Here is a 15,712-nt window from a genome sequence, read left to right on the forward strand (position 1 = left end):
CTGCGGTGAAGGGTGTCAGCTACGCGTGCGCCGGGCGGGAAAAAAGTGATAAATACCGGGCGCACAAGCGCACGCCCGGTTGTGCCGTCAGATAGCCCAGCCACCGGCGTAAAATGCCACCAGCGCGACAGCAATAATGACCGTACCGACGTTGAGCTTACGCCATTCACCGGCAAAGAGGCGGCCCACCACCAGGCTGGCAAAACCGATCATGATGCCGGTTACGATGTTGCAGGTGAGCACAATGATCACGGCCGTTAGCAGGCCCGACATCGCATCGACAAAATCATTGAAGTCGACTTTTGCCACGTTGCTGAGCATCAGCAGCCCCACATACATTAAGGCGGGTGCGGTCGCGTAAGCCGGCACCAGATAAGCCAGCGGTGACATAAACAGAATAGCGAGAAACAGCAGGCCAACCACAATCGCAGTAAGACCCGTTTTGCCGCCTGCTGCGGTGCCTGCCGCCGATTCGATATAGACCGCAGCCGGTGATGCGCCCACCAGTCCCGCGAACAGGCTGCTGACAGAATCACTGGTCAGCGCACGGCCACCATTAATAATCTGCCCCTGTTTATCCAGCAGATTGGCCTGACCCGCGACCGCGCGAATCGTGCCGGTAGCGTCAAAGACCGCGGTCATCACGAGTGCCAGTACGCTGGGCAGCACCACCGGCTGCATCGCGCCCATAATGTCCAGGCTAAACAGCAGCGACTGACCGCTGGCATCACGCAGGCTTGGCAGTGCAAACAGTCCCTGCCAGGTCACCGCAGGGTCAAAGATCAGGCCCAGCAGTGAAATAGCGATAATCGTCAGCAGAATGCCGCCGGGCACCCGACGCTTCTCCAGTCCAATAATCGCGGCCAGTCCCAGCAGCGTCATCATCACCGGGAAACTGGTGAAGTGGCCCAGTGCCACCGGCAGGCCCGGTGCCGGATTTTTTACGACCAGCCCGACGCCGTCAGCCGCAATCAGCAGCAGAAAAAGGCCAATCCCGACGCCGGTTCCGTGCGCTACACCCATTGGCAGATTACGCAGGATCCAGGCGCGGATGCCGGTCACCGAGATCAGGGTAAACAGCAGGCCCATCAGAAACACTGCACCCAGCGCCACCGGCACGCTGATGTGCTGACCCAGCACCAGGCTGAAAGCGGTAAAGGCGGTTAAAGAGATCGCACAGCCAATCGCCATCGGCAGATTGGCCCATAGCCCCATAAGGAGGGAGCCAAAGCTGGCGACCAGGCAGGTGGCGACAAACACGGCGGAGGGGGAGAAACCGGCTTTGCCCAGCATTCCCGGCACCACGATGACGGAGTAGACCATCGCCAGGAAGGTGGTGAGTCCGGCCAGAATTTCCTGCCGCACGCTGCTGCCGCGCGCCGAGATCGAGAACCAGGCGTCCAGTTTTCCACTGGCCGGGCGTGATTCAGTTGACATAGTTGAGCCTCAAATTTCTTGTTGTGTGGATCGCTCTGCGACCATCGCTGTCCCTGGAATAAGCGGGTAGACGGCGTCACTGCCCGGTTTAACCTGGCAGGCAAACGTTTACCTTGCCGCAGATAGTTAGCCGCTAAAATCGGCCAGATAAAAAGGCAGGGGATTATCGGGCGTTTAGCGGCATATTTTCAACAGCAACAGGGAGATTCATCAGCATAAAAATCAGAGATAAAGAGGGGATAGGCGTCCGGTACAAGCCATGATCACTCGCTGACATCCTGAAGTTAAAGCGATTTTCCGGAGAAAAAGCGCACCGGCGCAGGCATGAGGAGATCCGACGCGCCGGTGGAAAAGAGAACTAACCTGGCAGTGAAAGCTCGCCGCCCTGATCAATCGCACGTTGCCAGGCAGCACGCTGCTGCACGGTCTGAAGCCATTTCTGCGTGGCAGGCATCTGATCGAGTCCGGCACGTTGCGCCAGCGCCAGCAGCGGAAAGCTCATCTGGATATCCGCAATCGAGAAACGCTGGCCGGCAAACCAGGGATGCGTAGCCAGATGCTGTTCGATCATCTGCATGTGCGGCTTCAGCTGTTTATCCAGGAAAGCTTTCTGCACGCCTTTGCCGAATGCTGCCCCAACCGGACGCAGCAGCCAGGGCACCGGTGCTTTGCCCATCTGACCAAAGATTAGCTTCATGACCAGCAGTGGCATCAGCGAGCCTTCGGCATAATGCAGCCAGTAGCGGCACTGTAGCCGTGATTCCTCATCACTGACTTTCAGCCGGAACGCGTGGTCATGTTTCTCTTCAAGATATTCGAGAATGGCACCGGATTCTGCCACCACCCGATTGCCATCGGTAATGACGGGCGATTTCCCCAGCGGATGCACTTTTCTTAGCGCCTCCGGAGCCAGCATGGTCGGTTCGCGTTGATAGCGTTTAATCTGGTACGGCACTTCAAGCTCTTCCAGCAGCCACAGCACCCGATGTGAGCGCGATTTCTCGAGATGGTGAACGGTGATCATCATGATTCCCTGTGTTTTGACCTTCACCAAGTATAGACGTCACTCTGTATCGGTATGTTTATCATCCTGTTCCGGGTCGAGTAGCACGGCACCTGAGCCCTGCTGACCCAGCCGATCGCCGGGGTTGCGTAGCGGGCAGTCGCGCATCGACAGGCAGCCGCAGCCGATACAGCCATCGAGGTCATTGCGCAGGCGGGTCAGGGTTTCGATACGCTTATCCAGCTCTTCGCGCCAGTGCTGCGTCAGGGCATCCCACTCTGGTGTGGACATACGCTTGTTTGCGGGAATATGGTCCAGACTGTCACTCACGGTCGCCAGCGGAATACCGATGCGCTGCGCAATCTTGATAATCGCGACACGTCGCAGCACGTCACGGCTGTATCGCCGCTGATTGCCGCTATTTCGCGTGCTGGAGATCAATCCTTTTGTCTCATAGAAGTGCAGCGCCGAGACCGCCACACCGCTACGGCGCGCCACTTCACCCGGTGTTAAAACCGGTTTTGGATAGTTGCGTTCTTTTTTCATCAGGCTCTTTACCTCAAGTTAACTTGAGGAATTATACTTGCTCTCCATCGAAACCCCTAAACACCCATTAGCGTTTATTAAACACCAGAAGGATGAGGCCATGATGCAAGAAGAGATCATTCATTCCCTGACGCACTGGATTGACCAGAACCTGGATAAGAGCTTGTCGATTGATGAAGTTGCGGCCAAATCGGGCTATTCGAAATGGCATCTGCAGCGTATGTTCCGTTCCGTAACGAAACAAACGCTGGGTGGCTATATTCGTGAGCGCCGCCTGACGCTGGCAGCTGAAGCTTTGTCACAGACACAGCGACCGGTGTTTGATATTGCGATGCAGTATGGCTATGACTCGCAGCAAACCTTTTCCCGCGTGTTTCGTCGTCAGTTTGCACAGACGCCAACCGCTTATCGGCACACCATGCGTCGTCAGGCGATTCAGCGCCCTCGCCTGCCAGGTTTTGGCTATAACGATCCAATCAATAGCTTTACCCAGCGCACCACCGGCGAGTGTTGCCCGGTTCGCTGATTCTCCGTTGCGCCCGCCCTGGGCGCATCTGACTGATTTTTCCGCCGTTCTTCTTCTGCTGCTTACCCTTCCTTCGTGTCACTGCCACACCCGTGTAAATTTTGTTCAAAATTTAAAATCGGGTGATATAATGTGACCCAAGTCACACTTTAAACCTGGTTTGACGGCAAAAAAGTCTTCCCTGACACACTTTTTTGTCGCCGGTGATGTCCGCAGATTGTCAGGATTACCTGTTGATATTGAGGTCCGGCCAATGGCTACGTTAACCACCAGTTTTCTTGTTATGCGTTGGGAATTGCTGAGCGCAGTCATGATGTTTTTTGCCAGCACCCTGAAAACCAAACTTCGTCAGGATAGCCGTCACGTGATGGCATTTATGTGTGGCGGGATTGGTTTAGGCATGACCTGCTGGTTTGTCACCGGTCTGATGGGCATTACCCTGAGTATGGATAACGTGCATAACTTCGTGGAAATCTCAAAGCATGCCTTTATTGAAGCAATGAGCCAGGCGCCTGCTGACTGGCCGATGCCCTGATTGATTGCCTGAATTTTGCGCATAAAAAACCCCGCTAAGCGGGGTTTTTTATATTGCTGTGTGTGCTTAAATTTTCTTCAACATGGCAGGAATATTAACATCCTGCACGGTAGCGCCCGGGCTCTGCGTTCCGCGGCGGTCCTGAATCCACATATCTCCCATCATCTGATTTAAACCACGATCTAAGCCGGTGACCAGTCCTGCACCTGGGGTGAAGGTCAGTTCGCCAAAGTAGATCCGTTCGTCATGGATATACCAGTCCACACGTACGTAGTCGAAATCACTGGCCAGTTTTTTACTCAGTTCGAGCGCATGTTCCAGTGACGGCATAATCGGTGACACATCCAGACCGGTATCGCGAATTTTGTGATAGGCCTCGTTGAGGTTGTTCACGTAGAAATTCATCGACAGCAGCGGCTGACAGCGGTTGTAGATCACCTGCAGCACATATTCGAACTTGCCATCCCGCTTGTTGAACATATGGAACTTGTAATCAATCGGCGCGCTCTTGCCATCACCAATGTACTTCTCAACCAGGATACGTGGCTTGATGTAGCGATAGTGAATCTCACGCGCTTCGTTGGCAAAGTCAGTCTTCAGCCAGCGATAGCAGTCATGAATGATCTGCTGCTTGCGCAGGGCATCCGGCTCTTCCAGCAAAATCTCAACCATGTTGGAGGCGTGGTTCGGCTTGATCACCGTCCCCTTCCAGCAGGGTAAGCTGTTCAGCGTTGTCGGGTCAGTGGTTTCGTGTACCAACGGAATCAGGTATTCATTACCGATTTTTTCAGCAATGAATTCGCGCACCGAGTACTTATCTGACAGACGACCGTAATTCTGGTAATCGCCGAAGATAAACTTACGGTACAGCACCTTCTCATTGAACACTTTTGGCTGACGCAGATTGGGCAGCTTTCTGAACTTGTGGAAGTAGTAAATGCGGTCCTGATAAGCCCAGGGCATCTTCTTAATAAAGTACTGCACACTTCTTCTGAGTTCTTCTTTCAACTTGAGCATATCTGACCTCATTTGTATGTTTTGTAGTTGAGTGAGGAAACCTGAATCTTTTGAATGACGCCGTTTTTAAAGAAGTAATTCATTACGGTCAGGGACAAAAGTTCTGAAAGGAAAACGCTCCACGCGGCCCCCATGATGCCGTGACCCTGGATCAACCACCAGGAGAGCGGCAGACTGATGACCATCAGGCAGATGATTTTCCTCAGTAAGTAGTTAAATCCTCCCTCTTTGACCATGTAGCGATACGCTACGGTCCCCATTGCCGAAAAGCTGGTCGCTATCGACAGCAACGTAATGAGACTTCCTGACTGTGTGTATGCCGGCCCGTACAACGCAATGATGATCCGCTCGCCATACAGCGAAATAACAAGCAGCATCAACAATGAAACACCCATAACGTAACCATTGAGCCGCGCAGCCAGCTTAATGGCGACCTCGCCGCGCTCCCTGAAAATCTCAGTGAAGCAGGAGGTGATGAGCGCTACCGGGATAAAAATCCAGGAAGCGGAAATGGTATTCGCCGCCGCAAACAGACCCAGATCGCGGGCGGGAGCCGTGCCTGCCAGAAACATCTGTGCGGCTTTGACCTGCACCGAAATAAAGATGCTGGAGATGGCCAGTGGCAGTCCGGCATACATCAGATAGCGCAGATAGGCGGTACGCTTCTCGCGGGGCGGCATCTGATCCTGATGGTCCTGATAGAAGTTGCGACGCTTGATCAGGTAAGGCACCAGCGTGACGGCGACAATCGACAGCGTCAGCCAGAGTGGATTGAGACGCAGCCAGGCGACGGTAAAGCTGATGCTGAAACTCAGCAGCATGCCCACGGCGTTAGCAATGGTGTTAAGACGCGAAGCAAGACGCGCGTTGTTATAAACGCTGAAGGTGTCCTGGGTGACAAAAACGGAGGCAACAAATGAGGCCAGTGCAAACGCCAGGAAATTTTCCTGCATGTTGTACCAGACCCAGATTAAGACTGGCACCGAAGTGACCAGCAATAACACCATTCGCAGCGTACGGGCAATGGTCATCAGGCGCAGGCCTTTTGACGCATTTTTGCTGACGCGCTTAAACAGAATGGTTTCGGTGCCAAAAATCGCAACGGTTTGCACCATCGCAAATAGTGAGGTTGAAAACGCCATCTGACCAAACACCGTTGGGCCAAAAGACTTCGCCACGTAAGACGTCACAAAAATGACGCCAAAAACGGAGATGATCTTCTCAGACATCATCCAGGCGGCATTAGACATTACGCTCAATTTCATCGACTCTTCCTTAGTATTACTCAACTACAACCGCTTCGGTACAACATCCCTGTAACGAATTAATAAGCGCTCAGTGGGCCTGGCGAAAATGTAAGACTTCAGACCAAACTGGTCCGAAAATTGAGATGCAAGTCATAATCCGGAGAGTGAATTCAGGATAATTCTTATTATAAATGGTGCGAATCACTTCAAATGGAAACGATTTCAGGCTGAAAATAAAACAACCCTAAAGCGCCTGACCGCCATATTAATCACATCGCTCAGGCTAAATATCCCGCATACGTTGTATTTATTTCGTATTTTGGATGCGATGAATTTATAACAAAAATGCCCCTCCAGGAAGGTACGCCCCCCCGATAAGAATAAAATAAGATTTATCCCATGATGATATTTCTTCTAAATATCTTAATTTAGGCTTCGCAATTCAATTCGCGCACTTTAATACTGCCTTAATAAAACCTTACAGTGCCAGAAATTATTAAAGTCATTCTCATCCATTAATCGATAAGAAAGGTAAGAGCATTTATGAGAAAGTCACGATACAGCGAAGATCAAATCACAAATGCCATTAAAGCTTCTGAATCGGGCGTGAAAGTCAGAGAGATCTGTGAAGAGTTAGGTATCTCTGAAGCCACGTTCTATAGCTGGAAAAAGAAGTTTTCTGGATTGTCTTCGGAAGAAGGCAGAAAAATCAAGGAGCTGGAAGAAAAACTGCAAAACATCACGCGTGAGTTGCAGACGCTCAACTCCGATAAAGAGATGCTGCAGAGCGTTCTGAAGCACTTCTTTACGACAAATGAAAAACGTCAGGCTGTGGATTTCCTGCAGGCCACCTTCGACATCGGTACACGCCGTAGCTGCAGACTATTAGATATCAGTCGCAGTGTGTACCATTATCCGTCAGGCACGGAGAACCGCTAAACCCAATGCTACCGCGCTTTTTAGACTTAACGCTGAGATTTGTTCTTACCAGAAGAGATGAAGATCATTTAACAGGACAATTGCGGCACCCTTTTCCGCTCCATTTATAACTAATGAATGGCTTCACGGCTAAGCTTCTTTTTTTGCGGTAAAATTGATTCACAACAGCAAAAGTCTCGCATTCTACGCCTGTTCTTCCCTTCCCAATCTCGTTGACACGGGATTGGGCCCTCTATTTCTTACGTAAGCCCAGCTAATCGTCGGAACTAATTCTGCTTAATACTATTAAGCTGCTTTAAACATCGTGCGAAAAACAGCCGTCGCCGTTTTAAGTTAACGGTGGCCCTGACTCAAATTCTGCGGCTGCGCTTTAATTTCCGATGATGGGTTTATTGCATAAACTTTCTCCAGGATTAATCCGGGATAAATAGTTTATTGCTCCTTATCACTAACGTTACGCGCTTCTCTTTTCACTCTCATCATTGCGCATCATTGATGCCAGAGATTAATCTTTAATTAATAACGCAAAGGCGGAATTCTCTTACTCATTTATCACTGAGTGAAGTTAATGGTGGTTTTTCGCCTCTCGTTCTCAGTGCCACCATGCAATAAAAAGCCGTGAGAGAAAGCATAACGTCCATAATGCTGCGCTATTTTTCCTGATTAATGACCGATATCTGAGCAATAAAACACGGTCAGACCCGAAAAGGCGTGTTCTCCGCAGACCGTAAGTACCGTTTTTTCACTTAAAAATGGGGGATGAGAGAGACAATTGCGGGAGACGGTACTATCACCTGGTGGAATGAAATCGATTTCGCGGCATAAATCTGTCGGAGAGCGTGCAAATCGGCATAGGGTTTAATCTTAAAAAGCCGCGCGACATGCTGTTCGCGCGGCAGAGCGATTTGGATGGACGTTGCGGTTTACTCGTTCAATGAAACCACAAGAGGTTGAGGTTTAATACGCATTGCCCACAGCACCCCAGCCAGCAGACAAACAATGCCGGTCACAGTGAGCTGCGGTGGCCAGCTTTGATACCAGAGAAAAGTCCACAACAGGCCAAAAAGAATCTCGAAAACGATCAGTGGCCCCATCAATACGGTCGGCAGACGCTGGCTGGCAGCGTTCCAGCATAAGGTGCCGAGCCAGGAGCAGAGCAGGCCAATGGTCAGCATCAGAGAGATAAACACGCCGGGACGCGGCCCAAATGGCAACGAAAAGTCGGGCTGTTGCCAGGTGAGCTGCACACTGACCAGCGCATACATGATCAGCGCCATAGGCAATGTGACCAGACCCTGCGCGGTGGCCCAGGTCGACGGCCGCAGCTCGGGATGTGTGCGCAGCCAGCGGGCATTACGCAGCGGATACCAGGTCCAGCAGACTACGGCCAGTAGCGCCAGCACGATACCAGTGAGATAACGGCTCAGATCAAGCAACTGGCCCTGACTTTTTAGCTCCGCCGCGTTTACGCAGAGTAAGCCGGCCGCCATCATGACAAGCGCCGGAAACAGCCGCCGCCACGGCAATCTTCCTTCAAGATGGCCGTAACAGAGATTGGCCGTCACGGCGATCACCACCGGCAGTGTGCCAATAATCATGGTCGAGACCGGGCCGCCAGTGCGCTGAATGGCGTTCGCCAGAAACGCATAGTAGAAGAGGTTTCCCACCAGCGAGAGTTTTACGGCCTCAAGCCAGTCGGCGCGAGCCAGCTGACGCAGGCGATGACGACCATGCCAGGCCAGCGGCAGCGCAATCAATCCAAACGCCACATAGCGTCCCGCCGACTGCAGCGCGCCGGGGTAGTCAGGCACCAGCAGTGGCCCGACAAAGATCAGCCCCCACATCAGCCCGGCAGTGACGGCAAACATGACACCAGCAAACATGATTCCTTCCTTATATAACTTTTTGACAGAGTGTGGCGGGTTCGGGCGGGGAATGCTTGTAGCAGATTGCGGTGATATCAGGATTGGCGCACCTGCTTCTGATAGCGGCCCGGCGTGATGCCGTACCGATTGGCAAAAGCGCGGGTGAGATGAGCCTGATCGGTTAATCCCACCGCCGCCGCGACGCTGGCGGCCGCTTCTCCCTGAGCCAGCCTTTGCTTGGCGTCATAGAGCCGGAAAGCCATCAGCATCTGATGGGGCGTCACGTGATAGTGCTGGCGAAAAGCGCGTAAAAAGTGCCATGGCGATAACGATGCCAGCGCTGCCAGCTCATCCAGCCGCACGGGTTCAGCAAGGTTGTCGCGCAGGAAATCTTTTACCTGATCAAAACGATGCCGGGTGTCGGGTCTGCCCTGTGAAGACATGCATGCCAGCGGACGGATCTGCAGCAGCAGTTCCGCGATCAGGCTCTGACGTGCCAGTTCAGACTCCGCCTGCCAGAGTGCGGCAAGTGTTCGGGAGAGCGGTTGCGCCACACGTGAATCGGTCAGCAGCGCCTCATTAAACCACCAGCCGCGATCGCCGGTCAGTTCGTCCATCAGCTGCGGCTGAATGTAGATCATCTGATACCGCCAGCCCTCTTCGCAAGCGGACTCACCGGTGTGCAGCTCATCCGGATTCATCATGACCAGCGAGTTCTCCGGCGCCGTATATTCAGTGCCACGATAGCGAAAGCGCTGTGCACCCGCTTCGATAGTGCCAATTCCGAAAGCTTCATGGGTATGCGGTTCAAAGGCGTAGCGGGAGATGTGAGCCTGATAAAGCTCCACACCAGGCAGCTCTGCGAGTTGCTGAAAGCGGGCGCGATCTTTCTCATAGGGGAAACTCGCCGGAACACCTTCCACTTCTCTCTCCTTATTTAACCAGTGGGTTAAGCATGCCTGTGACCAGGGTGGAAATGCAAAAGATTGCTATCCATCACGCCGCAGGTAACACTGTTTTTTTAAACCAGATGGAGTTAAGCATGGCACAGCGGGTGGTATTGGTTGTCAATATGCAGAATGGCGTATTCAGCACGCCACGCTTCGATAAAGCGGGACGAGTGGCGCAGATTAACCGGCTGACCGCACGCGCCGACATCACCCTCTTTATACAACATCGTGAAGGCACGATGTGTGAGGGGAATGAAGCGTTTGAGCTGCTGCCGGAAATCGCTCAGCCTGCTGGCGCGCACTACATCACGAAAACCGCCTGCGACAGCTTCTGGCAAACCGAGCTGGGCGCGCTGTTAGAAAGGCTGGCGATTAAGGAATTTGTGGTGTGCGGCTGTGCCACAGACTACTGCCTGGATACCACAATAAAAGTCGGAGCCAGTGCGGGCTATGCTATCACCGTCGCTGCGGATGCACACACCACGGCAGATCGCCGCTGGGTCAGCGCCGATGCGCTGATTAACCAGCACAATGAGGTGTGGGCTTCACTGCTGATCCCCGGCAACGTGCCGCGTGTGCTGAGCACGGAGGCCATTCTGGCAGAATGGTCGTAACAGGCCGCAAAAGCCGCGCATAAAAAAAGCCCGCATAAGCGGGCTTTTTGCACTCTTTGCCAGAAGAATTCCAGCCAGCGAAATCAGAATGGAATATCGTCGTCGAAATCCATTGGGGGTTCGTTGTTGTTGCTGGCCGGCGCGCTCTGTGGCTGCTGCGGACGAGACTGCGCGCCGCCACTGAACTGGTTGTTATTGCCCTGCGGCTGCTGCGGCTGACCCCAGCCATTGTTGTTGCCACCCTGCGCGCCGCCACCTGCTGGCGCACCCGCGTTTCCACCCTGCTGACGGCCGCCCAGCATCTGCATGGTGCCGCCAACGTTAACCACGACTTCGGTGGTGTAACGTTCCTGGCCGCCCTGATCCTGCCATTTACGGGTACGCAGCTGGCCTTCGATGTAAACCTGCGAACCTTTTTTCAGGTATTCGCCTGCGACTTCAGCCAGTTTGCCAAACAGCACCACACGGTGCCACTCAGTGATCTCTTTATTTTCACCGGTCTGCTTGTCGCGCCAGCTCTCTGACGTAGCCAGCGTAATGTTGGCAACAGCGCCACCATTTGGCATGTAACGTACTTCCGGATCCTGACCCAGATTCCCGACAAGAATCACTTTGTTAACGCCACGACTGGCCATGTTGCTGTCTCCCGATGAGTTAATGCATACAGTCTAATCTATCAATTCTAACACGTCCTGCGGACTGTTTCCCACTTTCGAGCAGGGTTCCAGTTTTAACGCTCTCTGTTCTGGCGCGCAAGAGTACTGGATATTTATTCAGTCTATTTTTTGTGCCATAATGACACGTTTATTCTGGCCGTGTCGGCAAGGCGCGGTGAGTGCTGCTAATCCGGGAAAGGTGAATGGATAAGATCGAAGTTCGTGGTGCCCGCACCCATAATTTGAAAAACATCAACCTGACCATCCCACGCGACAAACTCATTGTGGTGACCGGCCTGTCAGGGTCAGGTAAATCCTCACTGGCGTTTGATACGCTGTATGCGGAAGGTCAGCGCCGCTATGTAGAGTCGCTCTCTGCGTATGCGCGCCAGTTTCTTTCGTTAATGGAGAAGCCGGACGTCGATCATATCGAAGGTTTGTCGCCCGCCATTTCCATCGAACAGAAATCCACCTCGCATAACCCACGTTCAACCGTGGGAACCATCACTGAGATTCACGATTATCTGCGTCTGCTGTTTGCCCGCGTAGGCGAACCGCGCTGCCCGGATCATGATGTGCCGCTGGCGGCGCAGACCGTGAGCCAGATGGTGGATCAGGTGCTTTCCCAGCCGGAAGGCCGTCGCCTGATGCTGCTGGCACCGGTGGTGAAAGATCGCAAGGGTGAGCACACCAAGACGCTGGAAAATCTGGCGACGCAGGGCTACATCCGTGCACGTATCGATGGCGAAGTGTGTGACCTCTCCGATCCGCCGAAACTTGAGCTGCAGAAGAAGCACACCATTGAAGTGGTGATTGACCGCTTTAAAGTGCGTGACGATCTGGCGACCCGTCTGGCGGAGTCGTTTGAAACCACGCTGGAGCTCTCCGGCGGCACGGCTATCGTGGCGGACATGGATGACAGCGCCGCAGAAGAGCTGCTCTTCTCGGCTAACTTCGCCTGCCCCATCTGTGGTTACAGCATGAGCGAGCTGGAGCCGCGCCTGTTCTCGTTTAACAACCCGGCAGGCGCCTGTCCAACCTGCGACGGCCTGGGGGTACAGCAATACTTCGATCCTGACCGCGTGGTGCAGAATCCTGAACTTTCTCTGGCAGGCGGCGCAATCCGTGGCTGGGATCGCCGCAATTTCTACTACTTCCAGATGCTGCGTTCGCTGGCGGAACACCTCGATTTTGATATCGAAGCGTCGTTCGGCAGCCTGCCAGAAAACGTACAGAAAGTGATTCTCTACGGTTCAGGCAAAGAGAGCATCGAATTTAAATACATCAACGATCGCGGCGATACGTCTGTTCGCCGTCATCCGTTTGAAGGCGTGCTCAATAACATGGAGCGCCGCTACAAAGAGACCGAGTCTTCAGCGGTACGCGAAGAGCTGGCGAAATTTATCAGCAACCGCGCCTGTGCCAGCTGTGAAGGCACCCGTCTGCGTCGTGAAGCGCGCCACGTCTTCGTCGAGAATACTACGCTGCCGACCATCTCTGAGATGAGCATCGGCCATGCGATGTCCTTCTTTGAAAACATGAAACTCAGCGGCCAGCGCGCGCAGATCGCCGAGAAGATTCTGAAAGAGATTGGCGATCGCCTGAGCTTCCTGGTCAACGTCGGCCTGAACTATCTCTCGATGTCCCGTTCCGCCGAGACCCTTTCCGGTGGAGAAGCGCAGCGTATCCGTCTGGCCAGCCAGATTGGTGCCGGCCTGGTCGGTGTCATGTATGTGCTGGATGAGCCTTCAATCGGCCTGCATCAGCGCGACAACGAACGTCTGCTTGGCACCCTGATTCATCTGCGAGACCTCGGTAACACCGTGATCGTAGTTGAGCATGATGAAGATGCGATTCGTGCCGCTGATCATGTCATCGACATCGGTCCGGGTGCAGGCGTCCATGGCGGACAGGTGGTGGCTGAAGGTACCGTCGATCAGATTATGGCGGAAGACGCGTCACTGACGGGCCAGTTCCTGAGCGGCAAGCGGGGTATTACGGTGCCAGAGGAACGCGTCAAAGGCGATCCGGCCAAAGTGCTGAAGATTACCGGCGCACGCGGCAACAACCTCAAAGATGTCACGCTGACGCTGCCGGTCGGGCTTTTCACCTGCATTACCGGTGTTTCCGGCTCGGGTAAATCGACCCTGATCAACGATACGCTGTTCCCGATTGCCCAGCGAGCGCTGAATGGCGCGACTATCGCCGAACCGGCACCTTACCGCGAAGTGGCGGGGCTGGAGCACTTCGACAAAGTGATCGACATCGATCAGAGTCCGATTGGTCGTACACCGCGCTCTAACCCAGCCACCTACACCGGCATCTTCACGCCGGTGCGTGAACTGTTTGCGGGCGTGCCAGAAGCGCGTTCGCGTGGCTATAATCCGGGTCGCTTCAGCTTTAACGTACGAGGCGGACGTTGTGAAGCCTGTCAGGGCGATGGTGTGCTGAAAGTCGAAATGCACTTCCTGCCGGACATTTATGTGCCGTGCGACCAGTGCAAAGGCAAACGCTATAACCGTGAAACGCTGGAAGTGAAGTACAAAGGCAAGAGCATTCACGAAGTGCTGGAGATGACTATCGAAGAAGCACGCGAGTTCTTCGATGCCGTGCCGGCGCTGGCGCGTAAGTTGCAGACGCTGATCGATGTGGGTCTTACCTATATCCGCCTCGGTCAGTCCGCCACGACCCTGTCCGGCGGTGAAGCCCAGCGTGTGAAGCTGGCGCGTGAACTGTCGAAGCGCGGCACCGGTCAGACACTCTATATTCTTGATGAGCCGACCACCGGTCTGCACTTTGCCGATATCCAGCAGCTGCTGGAAGTGCTGCATCAGCTGCGTAATCAGGGCAACACCATCGTGGTCATTGAGCACAATCTTGACGTGGTCAAAACCGCAGACTGGATTGTGGATCTCGGTCCGGAAGGCGGCAGCGGCGGCGGTGAAATCCTGGTTGCCGGCACGCCAGAAACCGTGGCGGAGTGTGAGAAATCCCATACTGCACGTTTCCTGAAGCCTCTGTTACAGAAGTAATTCCTGCAGGCCCGCCGCGTGCGGGCCTTTTCATGTCATCTGCTGATTCAGCCAGAAAAATGCAGAATCAGGCAAGATTCAGACATGTATAGGCATATACGCTTTTCCCCAGGCTGACTATCCTTAAGCAGTTCCTCTTTGGCACGTCCCTGGCGTCGCCCTGTTTTCGCAGCACATTAACGCTGCTGCACTTCATCGAATAACACTCACGACACATCGAAACTGGAGACACCATGAATATTACGCATGCGTATGCTGCTCAGGATGCAAAATCCAAACTGGCACCGTTCGATTTTAAGCCGCGTGAGCTGCGCGCCCATGACGTTCAGCTTGAAGTGCTGTTCTGTGGCGTTTGCCACTCAGACCTGCACCAGGCCCGTAATGAGTGGAAAAACACCATTTTCCCTGTGGTTCCGGGTCATGAAATTGTCGGTCGCGTGACCGCTGTTGGCCCGCAGACGCAGAAATACAAAGTCGGCGATCTGGTCGGCGTCGGCTGTATGGTCGATTCATGCCGCAGCTGTCCGAGCTGTCAGCAGGGTCTGGAGCAGTATTGTGAAAACGGCTTTGTCGGCACCTATAACGGCGAAGATCGCGAAACCGGCGCCATTACCTACGGCGGTTACTCAACGTCGATGGTGGTTGATGAGAGCTTTGTGCTGCGCATTCCGGAGAACCTGGAGCTGGCGGGCGTTGCACCGCTGCTGTGTGCCGGTATCACCACCTACTCACCGCTGCGTCACTGGAATGTCGGTCCTGGCAAGAAAGTGGGTATCGTCGGTTTAGGCGGCCTGGGTCATATGGGCGTGAAAATTGCCCATGCAATGGGCGCACATGTGGTGCTGTTCACCACCTCGCCGTCCAAAATTGAAGATGGCAAACGTCTGGGTGCCGATGAAGTGGTGATTTCTAAAGATCCAGAGCAGATGGCGCAGCACGCGAACAGCTTTGACTTCATTCTGAACACCGTGGCTGCTCAGCACGATCTCAACCCGTTCATCACCCTGCTGAAACTGGACGGCAACATGACGCTGGTCGGTGCACCGGAGCACGATCACCCGGCACCACAGGTGTTTAACCTGATCTTCAAGCGTCGCAGCATCGCCGGTTCACTGATTGGCGGCATCGCAGAAACCCAGGAGATGCTCGATTTCTGTGGTGAGCATGGCATTACGTCAGACATTGAAATGATCGCGATGGATCAGATTAACGAAGCCTATGAGCGCATGCTGAAAAGCGATGTGAAATACCGCTTTGTTATCGACATCGATACCCTGCGCGAGCAGCCTGCCGCGTAACCCGTCAGATCTGACACCCTCTTGCTCGGGTAAGAGGGTTTTTTTAT

14 protein-coding genes are annotated in these 15,712 nt (G+C 53.8%); 6 read left to right on the forward strand and 8 right to left on the reverse strand.

Annotation, left to right across the window (positions count from 1 at the left end; genetic code table 11):
• Nucleotides 1–87 precede the first annotated feature (87 nt).
• The 3 genes from NP77_RS14420 to soxR all read right to left on the reverse strand — a co-directional run bounded on the left by NP77_RS14420 (nucleotide 88) and on the right by soxR (nucleotide 2,986).
• Nucleotides 88–1,437, reverse strand: coding sequence for an NCS2 family permease (locus NP77_RS14420; protein ID WP_008926615.1), 1,350 nt, complete (start codon nucleotides 1,435–1,437; stop codon nucleotides 88–90).
• Nucleotides 1,438–1,795: 358 nt separating this feature from the next.
• Nucleotides 1,796–2,461: a glutathione S-transferase family protein gene (locus tag NP77_RS14425; protein ID WP_033743428.1), complete on the reverse strand. Its 666-nt coding sequence runs from the start codon at nucleotides 2,459–2,461 to the stop codon at nucleotides 1,796–1,798.
• Between the two features lie 39 nt (nucleotides 2,462–2,500).
• Nucleotides 2,501–2,986, reverse strand: coding sequence for a redox-sensitive transcriptional activator SoxR (gene soxR, locus NP77_RS14430; RefSeq protein WP_003855725.1), 486 nt, complete (start codon nucleotides 2,984–2,986; stop codon nucleotides 2,501–2,503).
• Between the two features lie 100 nt (nucleotides 2,987–3,086).
• Here soxR and soxS point away from each other — a divergent pair, with 100 nt between their 5' ends.
• Together soxS and NP77_RS14440 are read left to right on the forward strand one after the other, a co-directional pair.
• Nucleotides 3,087–3,512 (forward strand): superoxide response transcriptional regulator SoxS, encoded by a 426-nt coding sequence (gene soxS, locus NP77_RS14435; RefSeq protein WP_003855727.1) that lies wholly within the window; start codon nucleotides 3,087–3,089, stop codon nucleotides 3,510–3,512.
• Nucleotides 3,513–3,765: 253 nt separating this feature from the next.
• Entirely contained in the window at nucleotides 3,766–4,047 is a 282-nt protein-coding gene (locus NP77_RS14440; RefSeq protein ID WP_008926612.1) for a YjcB family protein, read from the forward strand.
• A gap of 66 nt (nucleotides 4,048–4,113) precedes the next feature.
• Here NP77_RS14440 and NP77_RS14445 read toward each other — a convergent pair whose 3' ends face one another.
• Together NP77_RS14445 and NP77_RS14450 are read right to left on the reverse strand one after the other, a co-directional pair.
• Nucleotides 4,114–5,064 carry an ATP-grasp fold amidoligase family protein gene (locus NP77_RS14445; protein ID WP_008926611.1) on the reverse strand — a complete coding sequence of 317 codons (951 nt, stop codon included), beginning with the start codon at nucleotides 5,062–5,064 and terminating at the stop codon, nucleotides 4,114–4,116.
• Between the two features lie 8 nt (nucleotides 5,065–5,072).
• Nucleotides 5,073–6,329: an oligosaccharide flippase family protein gene (locus NP77_RS14450; RefSeq protein WP_039660669.1), complete on the reverse strand. Its 1,257-nt coding sequence runs from the start codon at nucleotides 6,327–6,329 to the stop codon at nucleotides 5,073–5,075.
• Between the two features lie 525 nt (nucleotides 6,330–6,854).
• Between NP77_RS14450 and NP77_RS14455 the strand changes: the two genes are divergently transcribed.
• Complete coding sequence (locus NP77_RS14455) at nucleotides 6,855–7,250, forward strand: transposase (RefSeq protein WP_003855733.1); 396 nt, start codon at nucleotides 6,855–6,857, stop codon at nucleotides 7,248–7,250.
• Between the two features lie 923 nt (nucleotides 7,251–8,173).
• Here the strand turns inward: NP77_RS14455 and NP77_RS14460 are convergent.
• Nucleotides 8,174–9,133 (reverse strand): DMT family transporter, encoded by a 960-nt coding sequence (locus tag NP77_RS14460; protein WP_039660670.1) that lies wholly within the window; start codon nucleotides 9,131–9,133, stop codon nucleotides 8,174–8,176.
• 77 nt (nucleotides 9,134–9,210) lie between these two features.
• A complete protein-coding gene (locus NP77_RS14465) occupies nucleotides 9,211–10,038 on the reverse strand; it encodes an AraC family transcriptional regulator (RefSeq protein WP_039660672.1) in 828 nt (275 codons plus the stop codon).
• Between the two features lie 119 nt (nucleotides 10,039–10,157).
• On the opposite strand from NP77_RS14465, the gene NP77_RS14470 reads away from it, so the two are divergent.
• Nucleotides 10,158–10,679, forward strand: coding sequence for an isochorismatase family protein (locus NP77_RS14470; protein ID WP_039660694.1), 522 nt, complete (start codon nucleotides 10,158–10,160; stop codon nucleotides 10,677–10,679).
• Nucleotides 10,680–10,762: 83 nt separating this feature from the next.
• Here NP77_RS14470 and ssb1 read toward each other — a convergent pair whose 3' ends face one another.
• Entirely contained in the window at nucleotides 10,763–11,314 is a 552-nt protein-coding gene (gene ssb1 / locus NP77_RS14475; protein ID WP_003855743.1) for a single-stranded DNA-binding protein SSB1, read from the reverse strand.
• A 224-nt stretch (nucleotides 11,315–11,538) separates the two neighbouring features.
• On the opposite strand from ssb1, the gene uvrA reads away from it, so the two are divergent.
• Nucleotides 11,539–14,367, forward strand: a complete 2,829-nt coding sequence (gene uvrA, locus NP77_RS14480; protein ID WP_003855745.1) for an excinuclease ABC subunit UvrA — start codon at nucleotides 11,539–11,541, stop codon at nucleotides 14,365–14,367.
• Between the two features lie 233 nt (nucleotides 14,368–14,600).
• Nucleotides 14,601–15,665, forward strand: coding sequence for an NAD(P)-dependent alcohol dehydrogenase (locus tag NP77_RS14485; protein WP_039660673.1), 1,065 nt, complete (start codon nucleotides 14,601–14,603; stop codon nucleotides 15,663–15,665).
• Nucleotides 15,666–15,712 lie beyond the last annotated feature (47 nt).

Origin of the sequence: Pantoea sp. MBLJ3 (assembly GCF_000816655.1) — a bacterium.
Taxonomy (GTDB): domain Bacteria; phylum Pseudomonadota; class Gammaproteobacteria; order Enterobacterales; family Enterobacteriaceae; genus Pantoea; species Pantoea eucalypti.

What these genes read in the sequence shown, in the direction of transcription:
- NP77_RS14420 (WP_008926615.1), bottom strand. Translation starts at nt 1,437, where the DNA reads ATGTCAACTGAATCACGCCCGGCCAGTGGAAAACTGGACGCCTGGTTC.
- NP77_RS14425 (WP_033743428.1), bottom strand. Translation starts at nt 2,461, where the DNA reads ATGATCACCGTTCACCATCTCGAGAAATCGCGCTCACATCGGGTGCTG.
- soxR (WP_003855725.1), bottom strand. Translation starts at nt 2,986, where the DNA reads ATGAAAAAAGAACGCAACTATCCAAAACCGGTTTTAACACCGGGTGAA.
- soxS (WP_003855727.1), top strand. Translation starts at nt 3,087, where the DNA reads ATGATGCAAGAAGAGATCATTCATTCCCTGACGCACTGGATTGACCAG.
- NP77_RS14440 (WP_008926612.1), top strand. Translation starts at nt 3,766, where the DNA reads ATGGCTACGTTAACCACCAGTTTTCTTGTTATGCGTTGGGAATTGCTG.
- NP77_RS14445 (WP_008926611.1), bottom strand. Translation starts at nt 5,064, where the DNA reads ATGCTCAAGTTGAAAGAAGAACTCAGAAGAAGTGTGCAGTACTTTATT.
- NP77_RS14450 (WP_039660669.1), bottom strand. Translation starts at nt 6,329, where the DNA reads ATGAAATTGAGCGTAATGTCTAATGCCGCCTGGATGATGTCTGAGAAG.
- NP77_RS14455 (WP_003855733.1), top strand. Translation starts at nt 6,855, where the DNA reads ATGAGAAAGTCACGATACAGCGAAGATCAAATCACAAATGCCATTAAA.
- NP77_RS14460 (WP_039660670.1), bottom strand. Translation starts at nt 9,133, where the DNA reads ATGTTTGCTGGTGTCATGTTTGCCGTCACTGCCGGGCTGATGTGGGGG.
- NP77_RS14470 (WP_039660694.1), top strand. Translation starts at nt 10,158, where the DNA reads ATGGCACAGCGGGTGGTATTGGTTGTCAATATGCAGAATGGCGTATTC.
- ssb1 (WP_003855743.1), bottom strand. Translation starts at nt 11,314, where the DNA reads ATGGCCAGTCGTGGCGTTAACAAAGTGATTCTTGTCGGGAATCTGGGT.
- uvrA (WP_003855745.1), top strand. Translation starts at nt 11,539, where the DNA reads ATGGATAAGATCGAAGTTCGTGGTGCCCGCACCCATAATTTGAAAAAC.
- NP77_RS14485 (WP_039660673.1), top strand. Translation starts at nt 14,601, where the DNA reads ATGAATATTACGCATGCGTATGCTGCTCAGGATGCAAAATCCAAACTG.